This is a genomic window from Streptomyces katrae (assembly GCF_002028425.1).
Classification (GTDB): domain Bacteria; phylum Actinomycetota; class Actinomycetes; order Streptomycetales; family Streptomycetaceae; genus Streptomyces; species Streptomyces katrae_A.
In genome coordinates this window covers 6,600,223-6,616,943 of sequence record NZ_CP020042.1, presented here as the reverse complement: position 1 = coordinate 6,616,943, position 16,721 = coordinate 6,600,223, and the positions used below count along the sequence as shown (strand labels likewise).

Sequence of the window (16,721 nt, the reverse complement as noted above, 5' to 3'; positions counted from 1 at the left end):
TCTCCTCGCGCGGTGTCCTGACCCTGTTGTAAGGGAGCGGGAGACGGTTTTGCAACTAGGTGCAAAACAGCTGTGGCGACTCTCACGGCCCGCCCTCCCCTCCGGCCGGCGCCCGGAGGGCCGGCTGGAGGGAGGGCGGCGGGCCGGGGCCGGGCCCGGCCCCGGCCGCGGGCCGTCAGGCGGGGCGGAGGCGGACCGTGACGATCTGGAGCGGGCGCAGGTTCAGCGGGACCGCCCCCGACGGGGTGGGAGCTCCGACGGCCGTGGGTGGCAGGGGGCGCTCCAGGAGGTCGGTCTCGGTCGCCGCGCCGACGGGGAAGCCCGGGGTGAGGATGGCCCGGGCGCGGCCGCCCCGGGATTCGTAGAGCCGGACGATCACGTCGCCGCCGCGGTCCTCGGCGAGCTTGACCGCCTCCACCACCACCGCGTCGTTGTCGACGGACAGCAGCGGTGCGACCGGGCCCGCGCCGCGCAGGACCCGCTCGGGCAGGTTGAGGGCGTGGCCCTCGCGGACCGCGTCCCCGATGTCCGCGCCCGGCGCGAGGGCGAAGCGCAGGGTGTGGCGGCCCTGGTCGGTCTCCGGGTCGGGGTAGCGCGGCGCGCGCAGCAGGGAGAGGCGGACGGTGGTGGTCTGGCCGCCGTCGGGGCGGACGTCGCGGGTGACGTCGTGGCCGTAGGTGGAGTCGTTGAGCAGGGCCGTGCCCCAGCCGGGCTCCTCCGCGTGGATCCAGCGGTGGGCGCAGATCTCGAACCGGGCGGCCTCCCAGGAGGTGTTGGTGTGCGTGGCGCGCTGGACGTGGCCGAACTGGGTCTCGGAGGAGGTCCGTTCGGCCTTCACGTCCAGGGGGAAGGCGGCCTTGAGGAACTTCTCCGTCTCGTGCCAGTCCACTTCGGTGACCAGGTCCACGGTCTTGGCCCCGGCGCGCAGGGTGATCGTCTGGGTGACGGTGGAGGAGCCGAAGGAGCGGGTGGCGGTGACGGTGCAGGCGCCGGGGCCGTGCTCGGTGACCTCCAGGGCGTCGAGCATGTCGAGGTCGGTGACCTTGTTGCGGTAGAAGGCCTCGACGTCCCAGGCGTCCCACATGTTCGGGAAGTCCGGGTGGATCTGGAGCAGGTTGGCGGCGGCGCCCGGGGCAAGGGCTTCCCGGCCGTGTTCCAGGTCGTACGCGGAGACGATCAGGCCGCGGCCGTCGACCTCCACCAGCAGCCGCCCGTTGGCCAGGACGTGGCCGCCGCCGTGCCGCTCCTCCACGGTGGCGGGCTGCGGGGCCGGGGCGGGGAGGCCCGCGCCGCCGGCCGGGATCCCGCGGCGGGTGTGCGGGGCGCAGTTGAAGACGAGCTCCCGCGTGCCCTCGCCGGCGAGGGCGGTCTGCGCGGCCAGGGTGAGGGCGCTCAGCTCCCGCGCCACGCGGGCGTAGGTCTCACGGGCCTCCCGGTGCACCCAGGCGATGGAGGAGCCGGGGAGGATGTCGTGGAACTGGTGGAGCAGGACGGTCTTCCAGAGCCGTTCCAGGTCCTCGTACGGGTAGGCGAACCCGGGGACCCGCACGGCGGCCGTCGCCGCCCACAGCTCGGCCTCCCGCAGCAGGGACTCGCCCCGGCGGTTGCCCTGCTTGGTGCCGGCCTGGGAGGTGTAGGTGCCGCGGTGCAGTTCCAGGTAGAGCTCGCCGGCCCAGACGGGGGCGTCCGCGTACTCGGCGCGGGCCTTGTCGAAGAAGGCGTCCGGGCGCTCGATCTCCACGCGCGGGGAGCCTTCGAGGTCCCGCTGGCGGCGGGCCCGGGCCAGCTGCTCGCGGGTGGGGCCGCCGCCGCCGTCGCCCCAGCCGAAGGGCACCAGCGAGCGCGAACCACGGCCCTTCTCACGGTAGTTGCGGGCGGCGTGCGCCAGCTGGGCGCCGCCGAGGTCGCTGTTGTAGGTGTCGACGGGCGGGAAGTGGGTGAAGACGCGGGAGCCGTCGATGCCCTCCCACCAGAAGGTGTGGTGGGGGAACCGGTTGGTCTGGGACCAGCAGATCTTCTGGGTGAGGAACCACTGGTTGCCGGCCAGCCGGACGATCTGCGGCAGCGCGGCGGTGTAGCCGAAGGAGTCGGGCAGCCAGACCCCCTTGGTGTCGATGCCGAACTCCTCCAGGAAGAACCTCTTGCCGTAGAGGAACTGGCGGACCATGGCCTCGCCGCCGACCATGTTGGTGTCCGACTCCACCCACATGCCGCCGACGGGGACGAACTGCCCGTCCGCGATCTTCTTCTTGACCCGTTCGAAGAGCTCGGGCCGATGGGTCTTGATCCAGTCGAGCTGCTGCGCCTGGGACATGGCGAAGACGAACTCGGGGTGCTCGTCCATCAGGGCGACCATGTTGGAGGCGGTCCTGGACACCTTGCGGACCGTCTCGCGCAGCGGCCACAGCCAGGCCGAGTCGATGTGGGCGTGCCCGACGGCGCTGATGCGGTGCGCGGTGGCGTGGGCGGGGGCGGCGAGCACCCCGGCGAGCCGGGCGCGGGCGGCGGCGGCCGTGCCGGGGACGTCGTCGAGGTCGATCTCGTCGAGGGCGGAGGCGACGGCGCGCAGCACCGTGTGGCGGCGGGCGTCGTCCTCGGCGAGCTGGCCCATCAGCCCTTCGAGGACGTCGAGGTCCTGGACGAGTTCCCAGACCTCCGTCTCGAAGAGGGCCAGGTCCATCCGGGCGAGCCGGTACAGGGGCCGGTCGCCGCTGGTGAGCCGGTCCCCCTCGGTGGTAGGGCGGTGTTCGACCAGGACGGGGTTGGCGGCGGCCTCGACGTACCACTCGATCCGCTCCCCGCCGGCCGCCCGGTCGGCGACCCGCACCCAGTCGTTGTACGGGTTGAGGGCCTTGACCTCGGAGCCGTCGGCCCGGTGGACCAGGCCCTCGCACTGGAACCCGGGCATCATCCGGTCGAAGCCGAGGTCGAGGACGGCCTCGACCGTGCGCCCCGCCCAGTCGGCGGGGACGGTGCCGGTGACCCGGAACCAGGTGGTGCCCCAGGCCGGCCCCCAGGCGTCGCCGGGGGCGCACGGCTCGTAACGGGCGGCCAGTGCCTCGGCGACGGGGACGGGCTCCCCGGGGGCGTCCCAGCGTTCGACGGTGAGCGCGAGGGGACGGGAGCGGACGGCGGGCCTGATGCGTTCGCCCAGGACCCGGCGGAGGCGTTGCTCGGTGATGCTGCGGTCGTCGTGCATGACGGCGGCTCCAAGGGGAGGGTCGGTGCGGGGGCACGGCGGGGTCGGAGCGGGTCAGACCTTGACGGCTCCCTCGCCCACACCGCGGAAGAAGAACCGCTGGAGGGCGAGGAAGAGCAGCAGCATCGGCAGCAGGGCGGCCATCGCCCCGGCCGCGATGAGCCGCTGGTCGTTGACGGTGGTGGCGCCGGCCAGGCTCTTCAGGCCGAGCTGGAGGGTGTAGTGCCCGCTGTCGGTCAGGACGATCAGGGGCCACAGGAAGTCGTCCCAGGCCCCCATGAAGCTGGTGATGCACACCACGGCCAGGGCGCCGCGGGCCGAGGGGACGAAGACGCGGGTGAAGCGGGTCCACTCGTCAGCCCCGTCGAGCACCGCGGCCTCCTCCAGTTCCCGGGGGACGGCGAGGAACGCCGCCCGCATGATCATGATGTTGAGGACGGAGACCGCTCCGGGCAGCCACACGCCGACGAGGGTGTCGACCAGGCCCATCCCGCGGACGGTGAGGAACATCGAGATCATCACGGACTCGAACGGGAACATCAGGGTGGCCGTCAGCACGGTGAAGACCGCCCTGCGGCCCTTCCAGCCCTCCCGGGACAGGGCGTAGCCGCCCATCGCGGCGAACAGCAGGTTCGAGGTGACGGCGAGGGCCGCCACGACGAGGGTGTTCGCCGTGTACGGGAGCAGCGGGAAGGACTCGGCGACCCGGACGTAGTTGCCGAGGGTGGGGCGGGCCGGCAGCACCCCCTCGTAGACGTTCTCGCCGCGCCCGCGCAGGGAGGTCAGGAACTGCCAGACGAGGGGACCGGTCGTCACCACCAGGGCCACGCACAGCGTCAGGTAGCGGGCCAGGAGACCGGCCCGGCGCCTGCCCGTGCCCGCACGCCCGTCGGCGGCCCGGGGCGCGCTCACGCCTCGTCCCCCTTCGACAGCCGGCGCCCCAGCAGGCTGAAGGCCAGGGTCAGCAGGAACAGCAGCAGGGAGAGGGCGGAGGCGTAGCCGGTCTCGCCGGCGAAGCCGAGGCCGACCTGCCGGATCAGGAACGGCAGGGTGCGGGCGCCGCCGCCGGGGCCGCCGCTCTCCCCGCCCAGGATGTAGATCTCGGTGAACACCCGCAGGGCGGAGATCGCCGACAGCGTCCCGACCAGCAGCATCATCGGTTTGACGGAGGGGACGGTGATGCTGGTGAACCGGCGCAGCGCGCCCGCCCCGTCGAGCGCGGCGGCCTCGTAGAGCGCGCCCGGTACGTTCCCGAGGGCGGCCAGGTAGAACACCATGTAGTAGCCCAGGCCCTTCCAGACCGTGACGATCATCGCGGACAGGAGCAGCAGCGTGCTGTCCGTCAGGAACGGCACGGGCTCCGCGACCACCCGCAGCCGGACCAGGACCGCGTTGACCGCGCCGTCGCTGCGCAGCAGCCACTGCCAGACCAGGCCGACGACCACGGCGGAGGCGATCACCGGGGTGTAGAAGGCGGACCGGAAGAGGCCGATGCCGGGGAGCTCCCGCCGGACCAGGACGGCCAGTCCCAGCGGCAGCACGACCAGACAGGGCACGACGACCAGCAGGTACAGCACGCTGTTGGCGGCCGCCGCCCAGAAGTCGGGGTCGGCCAGGGCCCGCCGGTAGTTGGCCAGGCCCACGAAGCTCCCGCCCTCCAGCACCCGGGCGTCGGTGAACGACAGCACGACGGTGTTGACGAACGGCCAGAGGCTGAACAGCAGGACGGCGGCCAGGCCGGGTGCGAGGAACAGGTACGGGCTCCACCACCTGCGGTGCGGCAGCCCTCCCCCGCCCTGCGCCGCCGTCACCTGCGGCCCGCCGCCGCCAGCAGCCGGTTGGCCTCCTCCTCGGCCTTGCGCACGGCCGTGCGGGAGTCCTCCTCGCCCTTGATGGCCTTCTGCATCTCGCGCGCCACCGCGTCGCCGACCTGACTGGTCCACTGGACGGGGGTGTTGGCGTCGAGGGCGGCGGTCTTCAGCTGTTCGGCGCCGATCGCGCGGGCCAGCGTCTCGGCGTCCTTGCCGTCGCCGCGGTCGGCGAAGCGCGGGTCCGCCAGGCCCTGGGCGTTGGAGGGGTAGATGGTGGCCCGCCGCGAGAACTCGACCTGGTTGGGGCCGTTGGTGACCCATTTGGCGAACTCGGCCGCCGCGTCCGGGTGGGCGGTGTCCTTGCGGATGCCGAGGGACTGGGCGTAGATGCCGATGTGGCCGAGGGTTCCGGTGACGGCGCCCGCGACCCGGGTCTGGGCGTAGACCTGCGGGGCGTTGGCCTTGATGTCCTTGACGAAGCCGGGCGAGCCGGGGCCGAAGACGAGCCGGCCGCTGCCGTAGAGCTGGTTGATGTCGTCGGCCTTCAGGAGGGACTCCTTGGGCATGGCGCCCTTGGCGTACAGGTCCTTCATCCGGTCGGCCCAGGCGACGGCCTGGTCGGTGGCGAAGGTGAAGCGGTCCCCGGCCTGGTTCAGCAGGGGCACGCCCATCTTCTGCCAGTCCCCGGGCAGCCGTCCCTTGGGGTCGGCCATGAAGGCCGCGTACCGGCCACCGGAGCGGGCGGCGATCTGGTCGGCGTAGTCGAAGAACTGCTCGACGGTGGTGGGCGGGCGGGCGGGGTCGAGTCCGGATCTGGTGAACAGGTCCTGGTTGTAGGTGAGGATCTCGGGGGTGACGTACCAGGGGTAGGCGTACACCCCGTCGCCCTTGCCGGGGAGTTTGAACTGCTCCCAGGCGCCCGGGACGTACTCCTTGGCCACCCCTGCGTCGAGCGCGGCCACGTCGGCGAGCATGCCGCGGCCGGCGAGGAGCTGGAAGGAGTCGGTGGAGAGGTTGACGACGTCGGGGAGGGCCCCGGCCTGGGCGTCGGCGACGAGCTTCTCGTTGTAGCCGTCGCCGGGCACGTCCTCCCACTTCACCCTGGCGTCGGGGTACTTGCGCTCGAAGGAGTCGATGAGGCCCTGGACGTAGGCGGTGTAGACGGGCTTCAGCTGGAGGGTCCGGAAGGTGATCTCCCCGGCCACCTCGCCGGTCTTGCGCGCCTCGCCCGTCGGGTGTCCGGCGCCGCCGAGACCGCAGGCGGAGAGGGTGAGCAGCCCGGCGGCCACCGCGGTGGCGACGGCCGTGCGGGTCAGGGGGGAACGGGTCATCGTCGCCGCCTTCGTGGGAGTTCCGGCTCCGGCGCCGGAGGGCGGTGCCCCAGGCTGTACGCAAGCGCCGGTCGCGTCAATGCGGCCGTAATCCCGGTGGCCGGGGAACCCGTGTCCGAGGGCGTCGAAAGACACCCGCACCCGGGGCCGATGCGGCAGCGTTGACCTGGACTGATGCGCTTTAGCACGGGCATTTCCATCCCCGGTGCCACCTGGGCGCCTCAGTCCATTCCCGGGCCGTCTTTGACTTCTTATCGCCGGTGCGCCCCGAGGCCGGGAGACGAATGCGCACGGCAGGCACTAATGCGGTTTATCGCAATACGGCGCACTGCCCCGGCCGGACGGCCGATAGCACGCACGACGGACGCCCGGCAAGGGAACCGCGTCTCCCGACCCGAACGGATCACGGGTTTGCCTTGATCAACGCAATGTGATGCATTGATCACGCACTGTCGCGAAGCCGCCCGCCAGCGAAGGAACCTCCCATGCGCACGGTCCGTGAGTCGGTCCTGGACGTCCTGCGAACCCGCGGGATGACCACGGTGTTCGGGAACCCCGGTTCCACCGAACTCCCCATGCTCAAGCAGTTCCCGGAGGACTTCCGCTACGTCCTCGGGCTCCAGGAGGCCGTCGTGGTCGGCATGGCCGACGGCTTCGCCCTCGCCTCGGGCACCACCGGCCTGGTCAACCTGCACACCGGACCGGGCACGGGCAACGCCATGGGCGCGATCCTCAACGCCCGGGCCAACCGGACCCCGATGGTGGTCACCGCGGGCCAGCAGGTGCGCGCCATGCTCACCATGGAGGCCCTGCTGGCCAACCCCCAGTCCACCCTCCTGCCCCAGCCCGCCGTGAAGTGGGCCTACGAGCCGCCGCGCCCGGCGGACATCGGGCCCGCGCTGGCGCGCGCCGCGCAGATCGCCGAAACCCCGCCGCAGGGGCCGGTCTTCGTCTCGCTCCCGATGGACGACTTCGACGTACTGCTCGACGATGACGAGGACCGGGCCGCGCAGCGGACCGCGGCGCGGACCGTGACGCACGCCGCCGCCCCCGCCGCCGAGGTGGTGCAGCGGCTGGCCGCACGGATCTCACGGGCGCGCAGCGCCGTCCTGGTCGCCGGTAACGACGTGGACGCCTCGGGGGCCTGGGAGGCGGTCGTGGAACTGGCCGAGCGCACCGGTCTGCCGGTCTGGTCGGCACCCACCGAGGGCCGGATCGCCTTCCCCAAGTCCCATCCGCAGTACCGGGGGATGCTGCCCCCGGCCATCGGGCCGCTCTCCCGCTGCCTGGAGGGCCACGACCTGGTGCTGGTGATCGGCGCCCCGGTGTTCTGCTACTACCCCCACGTCCCCGGCGACTACCTGCCCCGGGGCGCGGAGCTGGTCCAGCTCACCCGGGACGCGGAGGAGGCCGCCCGCGCCCCCGTGGGAGACGCCCTGGTCGCCGATCTCACCCTGACCGTACGGGCCTTGACCGCCGCCCTGCCCCACCGCGAGGCACCGCCGGCCGCCCCGCGCACCGAACGGGCCGAGTCCTTCGAGGAGGTCGACGGGGCACTGACCCCGCTCGCCGCGATGACGGCCATCGCCCAGGGTGCCCCCGCGGACACCCTCTGGATCAACGAATCCCCCTCCAACCTGGGGCAGTTCCACGACGCCACCCGGATCGACACCCCCGGTGCGTTCCTCTTCACCGCGGGCGGCGGCCTCGGCTTCGGCCTGGCCGCAGCCGTCGGGGCCCAGCTCGGCGCCCCGCGGAGGCCGGTGGTCTGCGTCATCGGCGACGGGTCCACCCACTACGCCGTCCAGGCCCTGTGGACCGCCGCCGCCTACAAGGTGCCCGTGACCTTCGTCGTGCTGAGCAACCAGCGCTACGCCATCCTGCAGTGGTTCGCCCAGGTGGAACGGGCCCAGGGCGCGCCCGGGCTCGACATCCCCGGCCTGGACGTCACGGCCGTCGCCACCGGCTACGGGGTGCGGGCGCACCGGGCGTCCGGCTGCGGCGAACTGGCCAAGCTGGTCCGGGAGTCGGCCCTCCAGCAGGACGGCCCGGTCCTCATCGACGTGCCCGTCACCACCGAGCTCCCCACCCTGTAGCCCCTCCGCTCCCCCGCACCCCCGTTCCGCCGCACCCTCCCGGAAGGCCGGCATGTCCGTCACCACCGACACCCCCCTCCTGCTCGCCAGGCTCCGCCAGGAGCTCCCCGCCGAGGCCCTGCTCACCGGTCCGGCGGACCTCGCCGCCCACTCCCGGGACACCGCGCCCTTCTCCGCGTACGGGACCCCCGCCGTGGTCGCCGTCCCCCGCACCGCCGAGCAGGTCGAGCACATCATGCGGACCGCCTACGCGCTGGACGTCCCTGTGGTCCCGCAGGGAGCCCGCACCGGACTGGCGGGCGCCGCCAACGCCGTCGACGGCTGCGTGGTCCTGTCCACCACCGCCATGGACCGGATCCTGTCGGTGGACCCCGCCAACCGCCTGGTGCGCTGCGAGCCCGGGGTCACCACGCGCCGGCTCGCCGAGGCCGTCGCCGAGCACGGGCTGACGTACCCGCCGGACCCGGCCTCCTGGGAGACGTGCACCATCGGCGGGAACATCGCCACCGGCGCCGGCGGCATCTGCTGCGTCAAGTACGGGGTCACGGCCGACTACGTCCTCGGGCTGGACCTCGTACTCCCCGACGGGCGGCGGCTGCGCACCGGCCGGGACACCGCCAAGGGCGTCGCCGGGTACGACCTGACCCGGCTGGTCGTCGGCTCGGAGGGCACCCTCGCGGTGGTCGTCGGCGCCACCCTCGCCCTGCGGCCCGCCCGGCCGCCGGCGCTGTCCCTGCTGGCACGGTTCCCCACCCTGACCGCCGCCGGGGACGCCGTCGCCGCGATCACCGCCGCCGGGCACACCCCGTCCGCCCTCGAACTCCTCGACCGGGCCACCACCCAGGCCGTCGTGGACCTCGGCACCCACCCGCTGATGCGCGCCGGCAGCGCCGCCACCCTGATCGTGGAGAGCGACGGCACCGACCCGGGCGCGGACCTGACCGCCATGGAACTCCTGTGCAAGGAGGCCGGGTCCGAGCAGGTCGCCACCTCGGCCACCCCCGAGGAGGCCCGGGAGATCATCGAGGCGCGCCGCCTGGTCACCCCGGCGATCGGCGCGTACATGGCCTCCCGGGGCGGCGGACTCACCGCCTTCATCGAGGACGTGGCGGTCCCCCGCAGCGAACTCCCCGCGCTGATCGGCCTGATCGAGGGCATCGCCGACCGCCACCGGCTGCGGGTGTTCACCCTCGGCCACGCCGGGGACGGCAACCTGCACCCCACGGTCGTCTTCGACCCCTGCGACCCCGGCGAACTCGACCGCGCCCGGACCGCCTACGACGAGATCATGGCGGCCGGGCTCGCCCTGGGCGGCACCACCACCGGGGAGCACGGCATCGGCACCCTCAAGCGGGAGTGGCTGGAGCGCGAGCTGGGCCCCGTCTCCCTGGAGCTCCAGCGCGGCCTCAAGCGGCTGTTCGACCCGAAGAACCTCCTCAACCCCGGCAAGGTGGTCCGCGCATGACCCACTCCACCGAGACCCGCGAGGCCGCCCGCCCCGGGACACCGCCGCGGCCGCCGGCCCGGGCGGGCCTGTCGGAGACAGTCCGCTTCATGGCCACCCACACCCTGCCGGTCTTCGTACGCGGCGTCGCCAGCCCCCGGTTCGGGGTGGTGGCCCTGTACTCCCGGCTGAACCAGCCCGCCTGGTCGAACGCCACGCTGCGGGCGATGCGGGCCCGGCACGGCGGGGCGCCGGTCCTGGTGCGCGCCCTCTCCGGCGAGATGCTCGTCCTCTTCGACGAGGAGGACATCGCACGGTTCTTCGCCGAACCCATGGACGTCCTCGCCATGGACGCCCGGGACAAGCTCGACAGCCTCTCCGTGTTCGAGCCGACCGGCGTCATCTGCTCGCACGGGCAGCTGCGCGAGGACCGCCGCGAGGTCAACGACCGTGCCCTGGCCGCCGGTCAGGACATCCACCCCGACTGCGCCGAGTACCAGCGGATCGTCGCCGAGGAGTGCCGGCCGCTCACCGCCGCCACCGTCCTCGGCTTCCCCCGCCTGGGCACCGCCCTGGCCCGGATCTCCCGCCGGATCGTCCTCGGCGACCGGGCGGCGGACGACACGGAACTCGCGGGCTGGCTCACCACGTTGCGCGACCAGGCCAACTGGATGGGCAAGAGCCGGCCCGGGGCCAACCGGGCCCTGTACGCGCGGGCGGAGGAACGGATCGCCCGGTACGCGGACGGCGCGCCGGAGCACACCCTGGCCGCCCGCGCCCTGAGCGCCCCCTCCCCCGAGGGCACCGACCCGCTCGGACAGACCCACCACTGGCTGCTGGCCATCGAGGTCTGCGCGCCGGTCGTCATCCGCACCCTGCTCCTGCTGGCCGCCCACCCCGCCGAACAGGACGAGGTGCGCGCGGAGATCGCGGCGGGCACCCCCGGACTGCCCCGGCTGCGGGCCTGCGTGCAGGAGTCGCTGCGGCTGTACCCGGTCGTGCCCGACCTGGTACGGGTCACCCGCGCCGAAACCGAGTGGCGCGGGGTGCGCCACCCGGCGGGGACCACCGTCCTCGTCCCCATCGGCTTCCACCAGCGCGACCCCGGCCGGGTGCCGGGCGGGCACCTGTTCGCACCGGGCCGCTGGCTGGTCCCGGGCGCCGACCTGGACCCCCGGACGGCCCCGTTCAGCCAGGGTGCCGGCCGCTGCCCCGGCGACCGGCTCGGGCTGCTGCTGTCCTCGCTGGTCTGCGCCGAGGTGCTGCGCGGCAACCGGCTCACCGGAGCCCGCCCGGTCCTCGACACCGGCCGTCCGCTGCCGGGCATCGTCGACACGGCCGGCATCCGGCTCCGCCTCGGCCGCCCGTAGGGCCTGTCGTCAAAGTCCCGTCTGCCCCGAAGAGGAGCACCCCGTGCCCGAAGCCGTGCCCGAGGCCGCCGCGGCCGTCACCGAGCCGGACGTCGACTCCCTGCACCACGTCTGCCGCGAGCTGGCCGGGGCGGCCGAGGCCGTGCGTGAGGCCGCGCGCTACGCCTCCCGGCTCGCCCTCGGCCCCCGGCTGCCGCTGGCCGCGGCCGGACCGCGGCGGGCCCGGGCCGCCCAGCGCGGCCTGCTGCGGACCCTGCTGGACCCGCGGGGCTTCGGCTGGGCCCCGCACGGGCGCACCCCGCTCGCCGGGGCGCTCTGGCTGGCCGGGGTGCTCACCAGCCGGGAGAGCCTGGCCGTCAGCCTCGCCGTGGCCGGGCTCAAGGCGCGGATCCGGGCGGCCGCCGTGCGCCACCCGGAGCTGCTGGCCAACCCCACCACCTCGCGGGTGCTGCGCGCCATCGACGAGGACCGGCAGGCCGAGGCCGTCCGGGTGTTCAAGGGGCTGCTGACCGAGAAGGGGGCCGAGTACGCGCTGGCGCTGCTGGCGCCGTCCTTCGCGGACATCATGGCCTGGAACGCGCTGACCGACGAGAACCCCTTCAACGACACCGCCGGCTGGCAGATCGCCACCAACCGGCCCCTGACCTCCGACTTCATGCTCGGCACCGCCGCCGCGCTCTGGTCCTTCCTCGACCGGGGCAGGGGTCGCGCCGAACCCCACACCCCGTCGGCGGAGCTGCTGGAGCGGATCGACAGCTCGGGCACCATCGTCGGCTACGTCCGCAACATCGGCCATCTCGGCACCCGCGGGCTGCTCCTCGTCCAGCAGGTGTCCGGCCCGGACGGGACGCGCCGGTTCGTGGTGCAACTCGCCGGGATGGGAAAGGGGTTCAACCAGGAGAGCCCCCAGGACCTGGTGGGCAGCTGCAACGCGATGGGCTCCGCCGACACCGCCTACACCCGCGCCGTGCGCCGGGCCCTGCACCGGCTGGTGCCCTCCGGGTCGGAGCTGGCGCTGGTCGGGCACAGCCAGGGCGGGCTCACCGCCATGAACCTGGCGTCGAGCCGGGACTTCAACGCCCTGTACACGGTCACGCACGTGGTCGCGATCGGGTCGCCCGTCGACCACAAGAGGGCCGCGGATCCGCGTACCCGGGTGTTCTCGCTCGTCAACGAGCACGACATCGTGCCGAGCCTGGAGGGCCGCTCTCCCGTGTCGGCCTACAAACTGCCCGCCGAGTTCACCGAGTTCACCTGGAAGGACGACACCCACGCGTTCCCGCTGTGCCACGCCGCCGAGCGGTACGCGCACAACCTGGAGCACGACGTCCCCCACGCCCGCACCCGCGTCGACTCCGCACTCGCCGCCTTCCGCGGCCGGGTCACCGGCACACACCTGTTCACCCTCCACGACCGCTGAGGACCCCGTATGACCGACACCACCGACACCACCCCGCAGGCGGCCCCCGACGCCGCCGGGCCGCTGCCCGGCCAGGCCGGGCGGTCCGGCCCCGGCACGCCGCCGCCCGCGGCCCCCCGTCCGTACGGCCCGCCCGGCCTCCTGGAGCGGCTGGAGTCGGCGGTCTTCGCCCGGGTCAACCGCACCCACGAGTGGTACGAACTGCCGCACGCCCTGGGCCTGATGAACCTCGCCGTGATCCGCGAGGACCTGCGCCGCCTCAACCTGCACGACACCTTCGGCGCGGGCGGCGAGCGCGACCGCCGCCCCACCCCCCACCTCGCGCCGCACCGCTCGTACGACGGCTCGGGCTACGATCCGTTCGACGTGGACATGGGCCGGGCGGGCACCCGGCTGGACCGCAACTCCCCGCTGGAGCTGGCCCGTCCGGACGAGGACGAGGCCCTGATGACGCCCAGCCCCCGCGAGGTCAGCCGGGAGCTGCTGGCCCGGCGGGGCTTCGTCCCGGCGCCCACGCTCAACCTGCTGGCCGCCGCCTGGATCCAGTTCCAGAACCACGGCTGGGCCAACCACGGGGACAACGAGGAGGCCGAGCCCTTCACCGTCCCGCTCGCCGCCGACGACGACTGGGCGCAGCGGGGCGGCACCTGCCCGATGCGGGTCAACCGCACCCGCCCCGACCCCGTCGCGCACACCACCCCCGGCGCCCCGCCGACGTACGAGAACACCGTCACCCACTGGTGGGACGGCTCGCAGATCTACGGTTCGGACGAGGCGCGCTGCCGCTCCCTGCGCACCGGCGAGCAGGGCCGGCTGGTCCTGGAGGACGGCCGGCTGCCCCGGGACCCGCGGCCCGGGATGGACTGCCTCGACGCGACCGGGATGAACAGCGACTACTGGACCGGCCTGTCGCTGCTGCACACGCTGTTCGCGAAGGAGCACAACGCGATCTGCGATCTGATCCGCTCCCACCACCCCACCTGGGACGACGAACGGCTCTTCCACACCGCGCGGCTGGTCAACACCGCCCTGATGGCGAAGATCCACACGGTGGAGTGGACCCCTGCCATCCTCGACCACCCGGTGCTGCACCACGCCATGCGCTCCAACTGGTACGGCCTGCTGCCCCGTTGGGTGACGAGGACCTTCGGGCGGATCGGCGGCGAGGTGCTGAGCGGGACCCTGGGCTCCGCCACCGACCACCACGCGGCGCCGTTCTCCATGACGGAGGAGTTCGTGTCGGCGTACCGGCTGCACCCGCTGATCCCCGACGAGATCACCGTCCGCGAACACCGGGGCGGCACGGTCCGCAAGGTCGTCGGCTTCGACGACATGCAGGGCGCCACCACCCGCACGGCGGTGGACGAGTTCGGCACGAGCGACCTGCTGTACAGCTTCGGCGTGCAGCACCCCGGCGCCCTGGTGCTGCACAACCACCCGGACGCGCTGCGGAACTTCACCCGGCTGTCCGGCGAGCGCATCGACCTCGGGACGGTGGACGTCCTGCGGGACCGCGAGCGCGGCATCCCCCGCTACAACGCCTACCGGCAGATGCTGCGCAAGCGCCCGGTCACCTCGTTCGAGGAGCTGACCGGCGGCCATCCGGCCGACACCCCGCTGCTGCGGGAGGTCTACGACGGCCGCCTCGACCGCGTGGACACGCTGGTCGGCAACCTCGCCGAACCGCGGCCGGCGGGCTTCGGGTTCAGCGACACCCTGTTCAGGATCTTCGCGCTGATGGCCACCCGCCGGCTCAAGAGCGACCGGTTCTTCACCACCGACTACCGGCCGGAGGTGTACACCGCCGAGGGGCTGCGCTGGGTCGACGAGAACTCGATGGTGACGGTGCTGCTGCGCCACCACCCCGAGCTGGCGCCGCACCTGGACGGCGTGTCCAACGCGTTCGCCCCGTGGAAGGGGCAGGGGTGAGCGGGCGGCCGTACGGGGCGCAGGCCGGGCCGCGCGGTGCCGCCGAGGGGCTGCGCTCCCACGCCGCGGCGCTGCGGGAGCGGGCGGAGCGGCTGCGCGGGGCCTGCGCGGGCCTGGACTGGAAGGGGCCGCAGGCCGACCTCTTCCGCGCCCGGGTCGACGAGCTCGCGCTGCGCTGCACCCGGGCGGCCGAGGGGCTGGCCCGGTCGGCCGCGGAGCTCGACGGCCGCGGGCGGTAGCGGGGGCCGGCCCCGGGGGCCGTCGGGGTCAGAGGTCCGCGGGGTCGGTGTTCGCCCCGCACAGGACGACGGCGACCCGCTCGCCCAGGGGCTGCGGCGCGGTGCGGACGGCCGCCAGGGCGGTGGCCGCGGCGGCTTCGACGACGATCCGGTGCTCCTCCCAGAGGGCGCGCCGGGCGGCGGTGATGGCGGCGTCCGGCACGAGGACGGACAGGGCGTTGTCCTGCCGGACGGCGTCCAGGGCGTCGGCGGAGACCCGGGTGGCGCCGAGGGAGTCGGCGGCCACGGAGTCCACGGGGACGTCGACGGGGCGGCCGGCCTCCAGGGCGGCGTTCAGGGCCCGGCAGTTCTCGGGTTCGGCCGCCACCACCCGTACGCCGTGGGCCCGCGCGGCGGCGGCGACGCCGGCGAACAGCCCGCCGCCGCCGACCGCCACGACGACGGTGTCCAGTCCGGGCAGCGCGGCCCGGATCTCGTCGAGGAGGGTTCCGGCGCCGGCCGCGATCAGCGGGTGGTCGTAGGCGTGGCTGCCGACGGCGCCGCTGTCCGCCGCGAACCGGTGGCAGGCCTCCAGGGCATCGGCGTAGCGGTCGCCGACGAGGCGTACGTCGGCCCCGTATCCGCGCAGCCGGTCCACCTTGACGCGGGGGGCGGTGACGGGGAGGAAGACGGTGGCGGGGACGCCCTGGGCGCGGGCCGCCCAGGCGCAGGCGAGGCCGGCGTTGCCGCCGGAGGCGATGGTGACCCCGGCCTCCGGGAGGGCGCCGGCCTCGCGGTGGGCGGCGAGGAAGTTGTGGGCGCCCCGGGCCTTGAAGGAGCCGGTGTGCTGCAGGTGCTCCAGGGCGTACCAGAGGGCCTTGGCGGCGGGCGCGACGGCGACGGGCCGGACGGCCCCGGCCGTGCGGACGGCGGCGGCGCGGACGGCTGCGTAGTCGAGCTGCTGTTCCATGGCGGGCGGCCTCTCTCGGGTGGGGCGGGACTGGGGGCGGGTCAGGCAGTGGGCCGGGCGGCGGCGATGAGCTGGCGCAGGGCGCCGTAGTAGACCTCGTGGTCGGTCAGCGGGGGCAGCAGCTCGGCGGGAGCGCCGCCGAGTACCGGGAACTCGGCCGGGTCGAGCGCGGCGAGCGCGGCCCGTGAGGCGGCGGTGGCCCCGGCGGGGTCCCGGTGGTCGACGAAGGCGGCGCAGCCCAGGGTGAGCAGGTACATCCGGCGGTAGACGGTCATGGCCTCGACGCGGGTCATGCCGGCGGCGACGCTGTCGGCGAGGGCGGGTTCGACGAGGCGGGCCAGCAGCTGGCGGCCGAGCCAGGGGCGTCCGCCGCGCAGGACGAGCAGCCCGGGGTGGGCGGTGAGGAGCCGGTAGAGGGCGCCGAACCGCTGCTCGGCGGCCTCGGCCCAGTCGGTGCCGGCGGGGATGTCGGGGAGCCGGGCCGCCAGGTGCTCGGTGCACAGGTCCAGCAGGCCGGCGAGGTCGGTGCAGCGGCGCTGGACGGTGGCGTGGGAGACCTCCAGGCGGTCGGCGAGGGCGCGGAAGCTCAGGGCCCCGGGCCCTTCCTCGTCGAGGATGCGCAGCGCGGCGACGGCGATGGCCTCGGGGGTGGCCCGGTCGAGGGCCGCTGATCTTCTCGGCATGAGATACACCGTATCAGCCAGCGTCACATACGGCGTCTCTCCGAGGCCCCCGGTGCTGCGGGGTGACACGGCCGGGCCGTATGACACGACCGCGTGACACGACCGCGTGACACGACTGTGTGACACGACTGTGTGACACGACTGTGTGACACGACTGTGTGATACCGACTGCGGCCATATTGCTGGTCATCGGTCCATAACCACCGACCCCTGTTGACAGTGCGTGGTCACCCCGCTGCACTGAGGCACG

The 16,721-nt window shown here is 74.0% G+C and carries 12 protein-coding genes; 6 read left to right on the top strand and 6 right to left on the bottom strand.

From position 1 onward, the window contains the following. Positions 1–175 precede the first annotated feature (175 nt). The 4 genes from B4U46_RS29995 to B4U46_RS29980 are packed head-to-tail and all read right to left on the bottom strand — an operon-like array spanning position 176 to position 6,341. Entirely contained in the window at positions 176–3,199 is a 3,024-nt protein-coding gene (locus B4U46_RS29995; RefSeq protein WP_079430756.1) for an alpha-mannosidase, read from the bottom strand. Between the two features lie 54 nt (positions 3,200–3,253). Next, positions 3,254–4,111 (bottom strand): carbohydrate ABC transporter permease, encoded by an 858-nt coding sequence (locus B4U46_RS29990; RefSeq protein WP_079430755.1) that lies wholly within the window; start codon positions 4,109–4,111, stop codon positions 3,254–3,256. Further along, complete coding sequence (locus B4U46_RS29985) at positions 4,108–5,010, bottom strand: carbohydrate ABC transporter permease (RefSeq protein ID WP_237293170.1); 903 nt, start codon at positions 5,008–5,010, stop codon at positions 4,108–4,110. Before B4U46_RS29985 ends, B4U46_RS29990 begins: the two co-directional genes overlap by 4 nt. Further along, the gene (locus B4U46_RS29980; RefSeq protein WP_079430754.1) at positions 5,007–6,341 is read right to left on the bottom strand and encodes an ABC transporter substrate-binding protein; all 1,335 of its coding nucleotides are present in this window, start codon (positions 6,339–6,341) and stop codon (positions 5,007–5,009) included. The genes B4U46_RS29985 and B4U46_RS29980 overlap by 4 nt, the downstream gene beginning before the upstream one ends. Positions 6,342–6,826: 485 nt before the next feature. Here B4U46_RS29980 and mdlC point away from each other — a divergent pair, with 485 nt between their 5' ends. Genes mdlC through B4U46_RS29950 form a run of 6 tightly spaced genes read left to right on the top strand, consistent with a single transcriptional unit; the run spans position 6,827 to position 14,839 of the window. Further along, a complete protein-coding gene (mdlC, locus tag B4U46_RS29975) occupies positions 6,827–8,437 on the top strand; it encodes a benzoylformate decarboxylase (RefSeq protein ID WP_079430753.1) in 1,611 nt (536 codons plus the stop codon). A gap of 52 nt (positions 8,438–8,489) precedes the next feature. Beyond that, on the top strand, positions 8,490–9,902 hold the full coding sequence (locus tag B4U46_RS29970) for an FAD-binding oxidoreductase (RefSeq protein WP_079430752.1): 1,413 nt from the start codon (positions 8,490–8,492) through the stop codon (positions 9,900–9,902). Next, on the top strand, positions 9,899–11,251 hold the full coding sequence (locus tag B4U46_RS29965) for a cytochrome P450 (protein ID WP_079430751.1): 1,353 nt from the start codon (positions 9,899–9,901) through the stop codon (positions 11,249–11,251). The genes B4U46_RS29970 and B4U46_RS29965 overlap by 4 nt, the downstream gene beginning before the upstream one ends. A gap of 43 nt (positions 11,252–11,294) precedes the next feature. Then, the gene (locus B4U46_RS29960) at positions 11,295–12,671 is read left to right on the top strand and encodes a hypothetical protein (RefSeq protein WP_237293169.1); all 1,377 of its coding nucleotides are present in this window, start codon (positions 11,295–11,297) and stop codon (positions 12,669–12,671) included. Positions 12,672–12,680: 9 nt separating this feature from the next. Continuing rightward, entirely contained in the window at positions 12,681–14,600 is a 1,920-nt protein-coding gene (locus B4U46_RS29955) for a peroxidase family protein (protein ID WP_079430750.1), read from the top strand. After that, positions 14,597–14,839, top strand: coding sequence for a hypothetical protein (locus tag B4U46_RS29950; protein ID WP_079430749.1), 243 nt, complete (start codon positions 14,597–14,599; stop codon positions 14,837–14,839). The genes B4U46_RS29955 and B4U46_RS29950 overlap by 4 nt, the downstream gene beginning before the upstream one ends. Positions 14,840–14,867: 28 nt before the next feature. Here the strand turns inward: B4U46_RS29950 and B4U46_RS29945 are convergent, their stop codons facing one another. Then, positions 14,868–15,788 carry a serine/threonine dehydratase gene (locus B4U46_RS29945; protein ID WP_079430748.1) on the bottom strand — a complete coding sequence of 307 codons (921 nt, stop codon included), beginning with the start codon at positions 15,786–15,788 and terminating at the stop codon, positions 14,868–14,870. Between the two features lie 41 nt (positions 15,789–15,829). Further along, positions 15,830–16,471, bottom strand: coding sequence for a TetR/AcrR family transcriptional regulator (locus B4U46_RS29940; RefSeq protein WP_079430747.1), 642 nt, complete (start codon positions 16,469–16,471; stop codon positions 15,830–15,832). Between the last annotated feature and the right edge of the window lie 250 nt (positions 16,472–16,721).

Coding starts and splice junctions, on each gene's coding strand:
- B4U46_RS29995 (WP_079430756.1), bottom strand. CDS start 3,199: ATGCACGACGACCGCAGCATCACCGAGCAACGCCTCCGCCGGGTCCTG.
- B4U46_RS29980 (WP_079430754.1), bottom strand. CDS start 6,341: ATGACCCGTTCCCCCCTGACCCGCACGGCCGTCGCCACCGCGGTGGCC.
- mdlC (WP_079430753.1), top strand. CDS start 6,827: ATGCGCACGGTCCGTGAGTCGGTCCTGGACGTCCTGCGAACCCGCGGG.
- B4U46_RS29970 (WP_079430752.1), top strand. CDS start 8,490: ATGTCCGTCACCACCGACACCCCCCTCCTGCTCGCCAGGCTCCGCCAG.
- B4U46_RS29965 (WP_079430751.1), top strand. CDS start 9,899: ATGACCCACTCCACCGAGACCCGCGAGGCCGCCCGCCCCGGGACACCG.
- B4U46_RS29955 (WP_079430750.1), top strand. CDS start 12,681: ATGACCGACACCACCGACACCACCCCGCAGGCGGCCCCCGACGCCGCC.
- B4U46_RS29945 (WP_079430748.1), bottom strand. CDS start 15,788: ATGGAACAGCAGCTCGACTACGCAGCCGTCCGCGCCGCCGCCGTCCGC.
- B4U46_RS29940 (WP_079430747.1), bottom strand. CDS start 16,471: ATGCCGAGAAGATCAGCGGCCCTCGACCGGGCCACCCCCGAGGCCATC.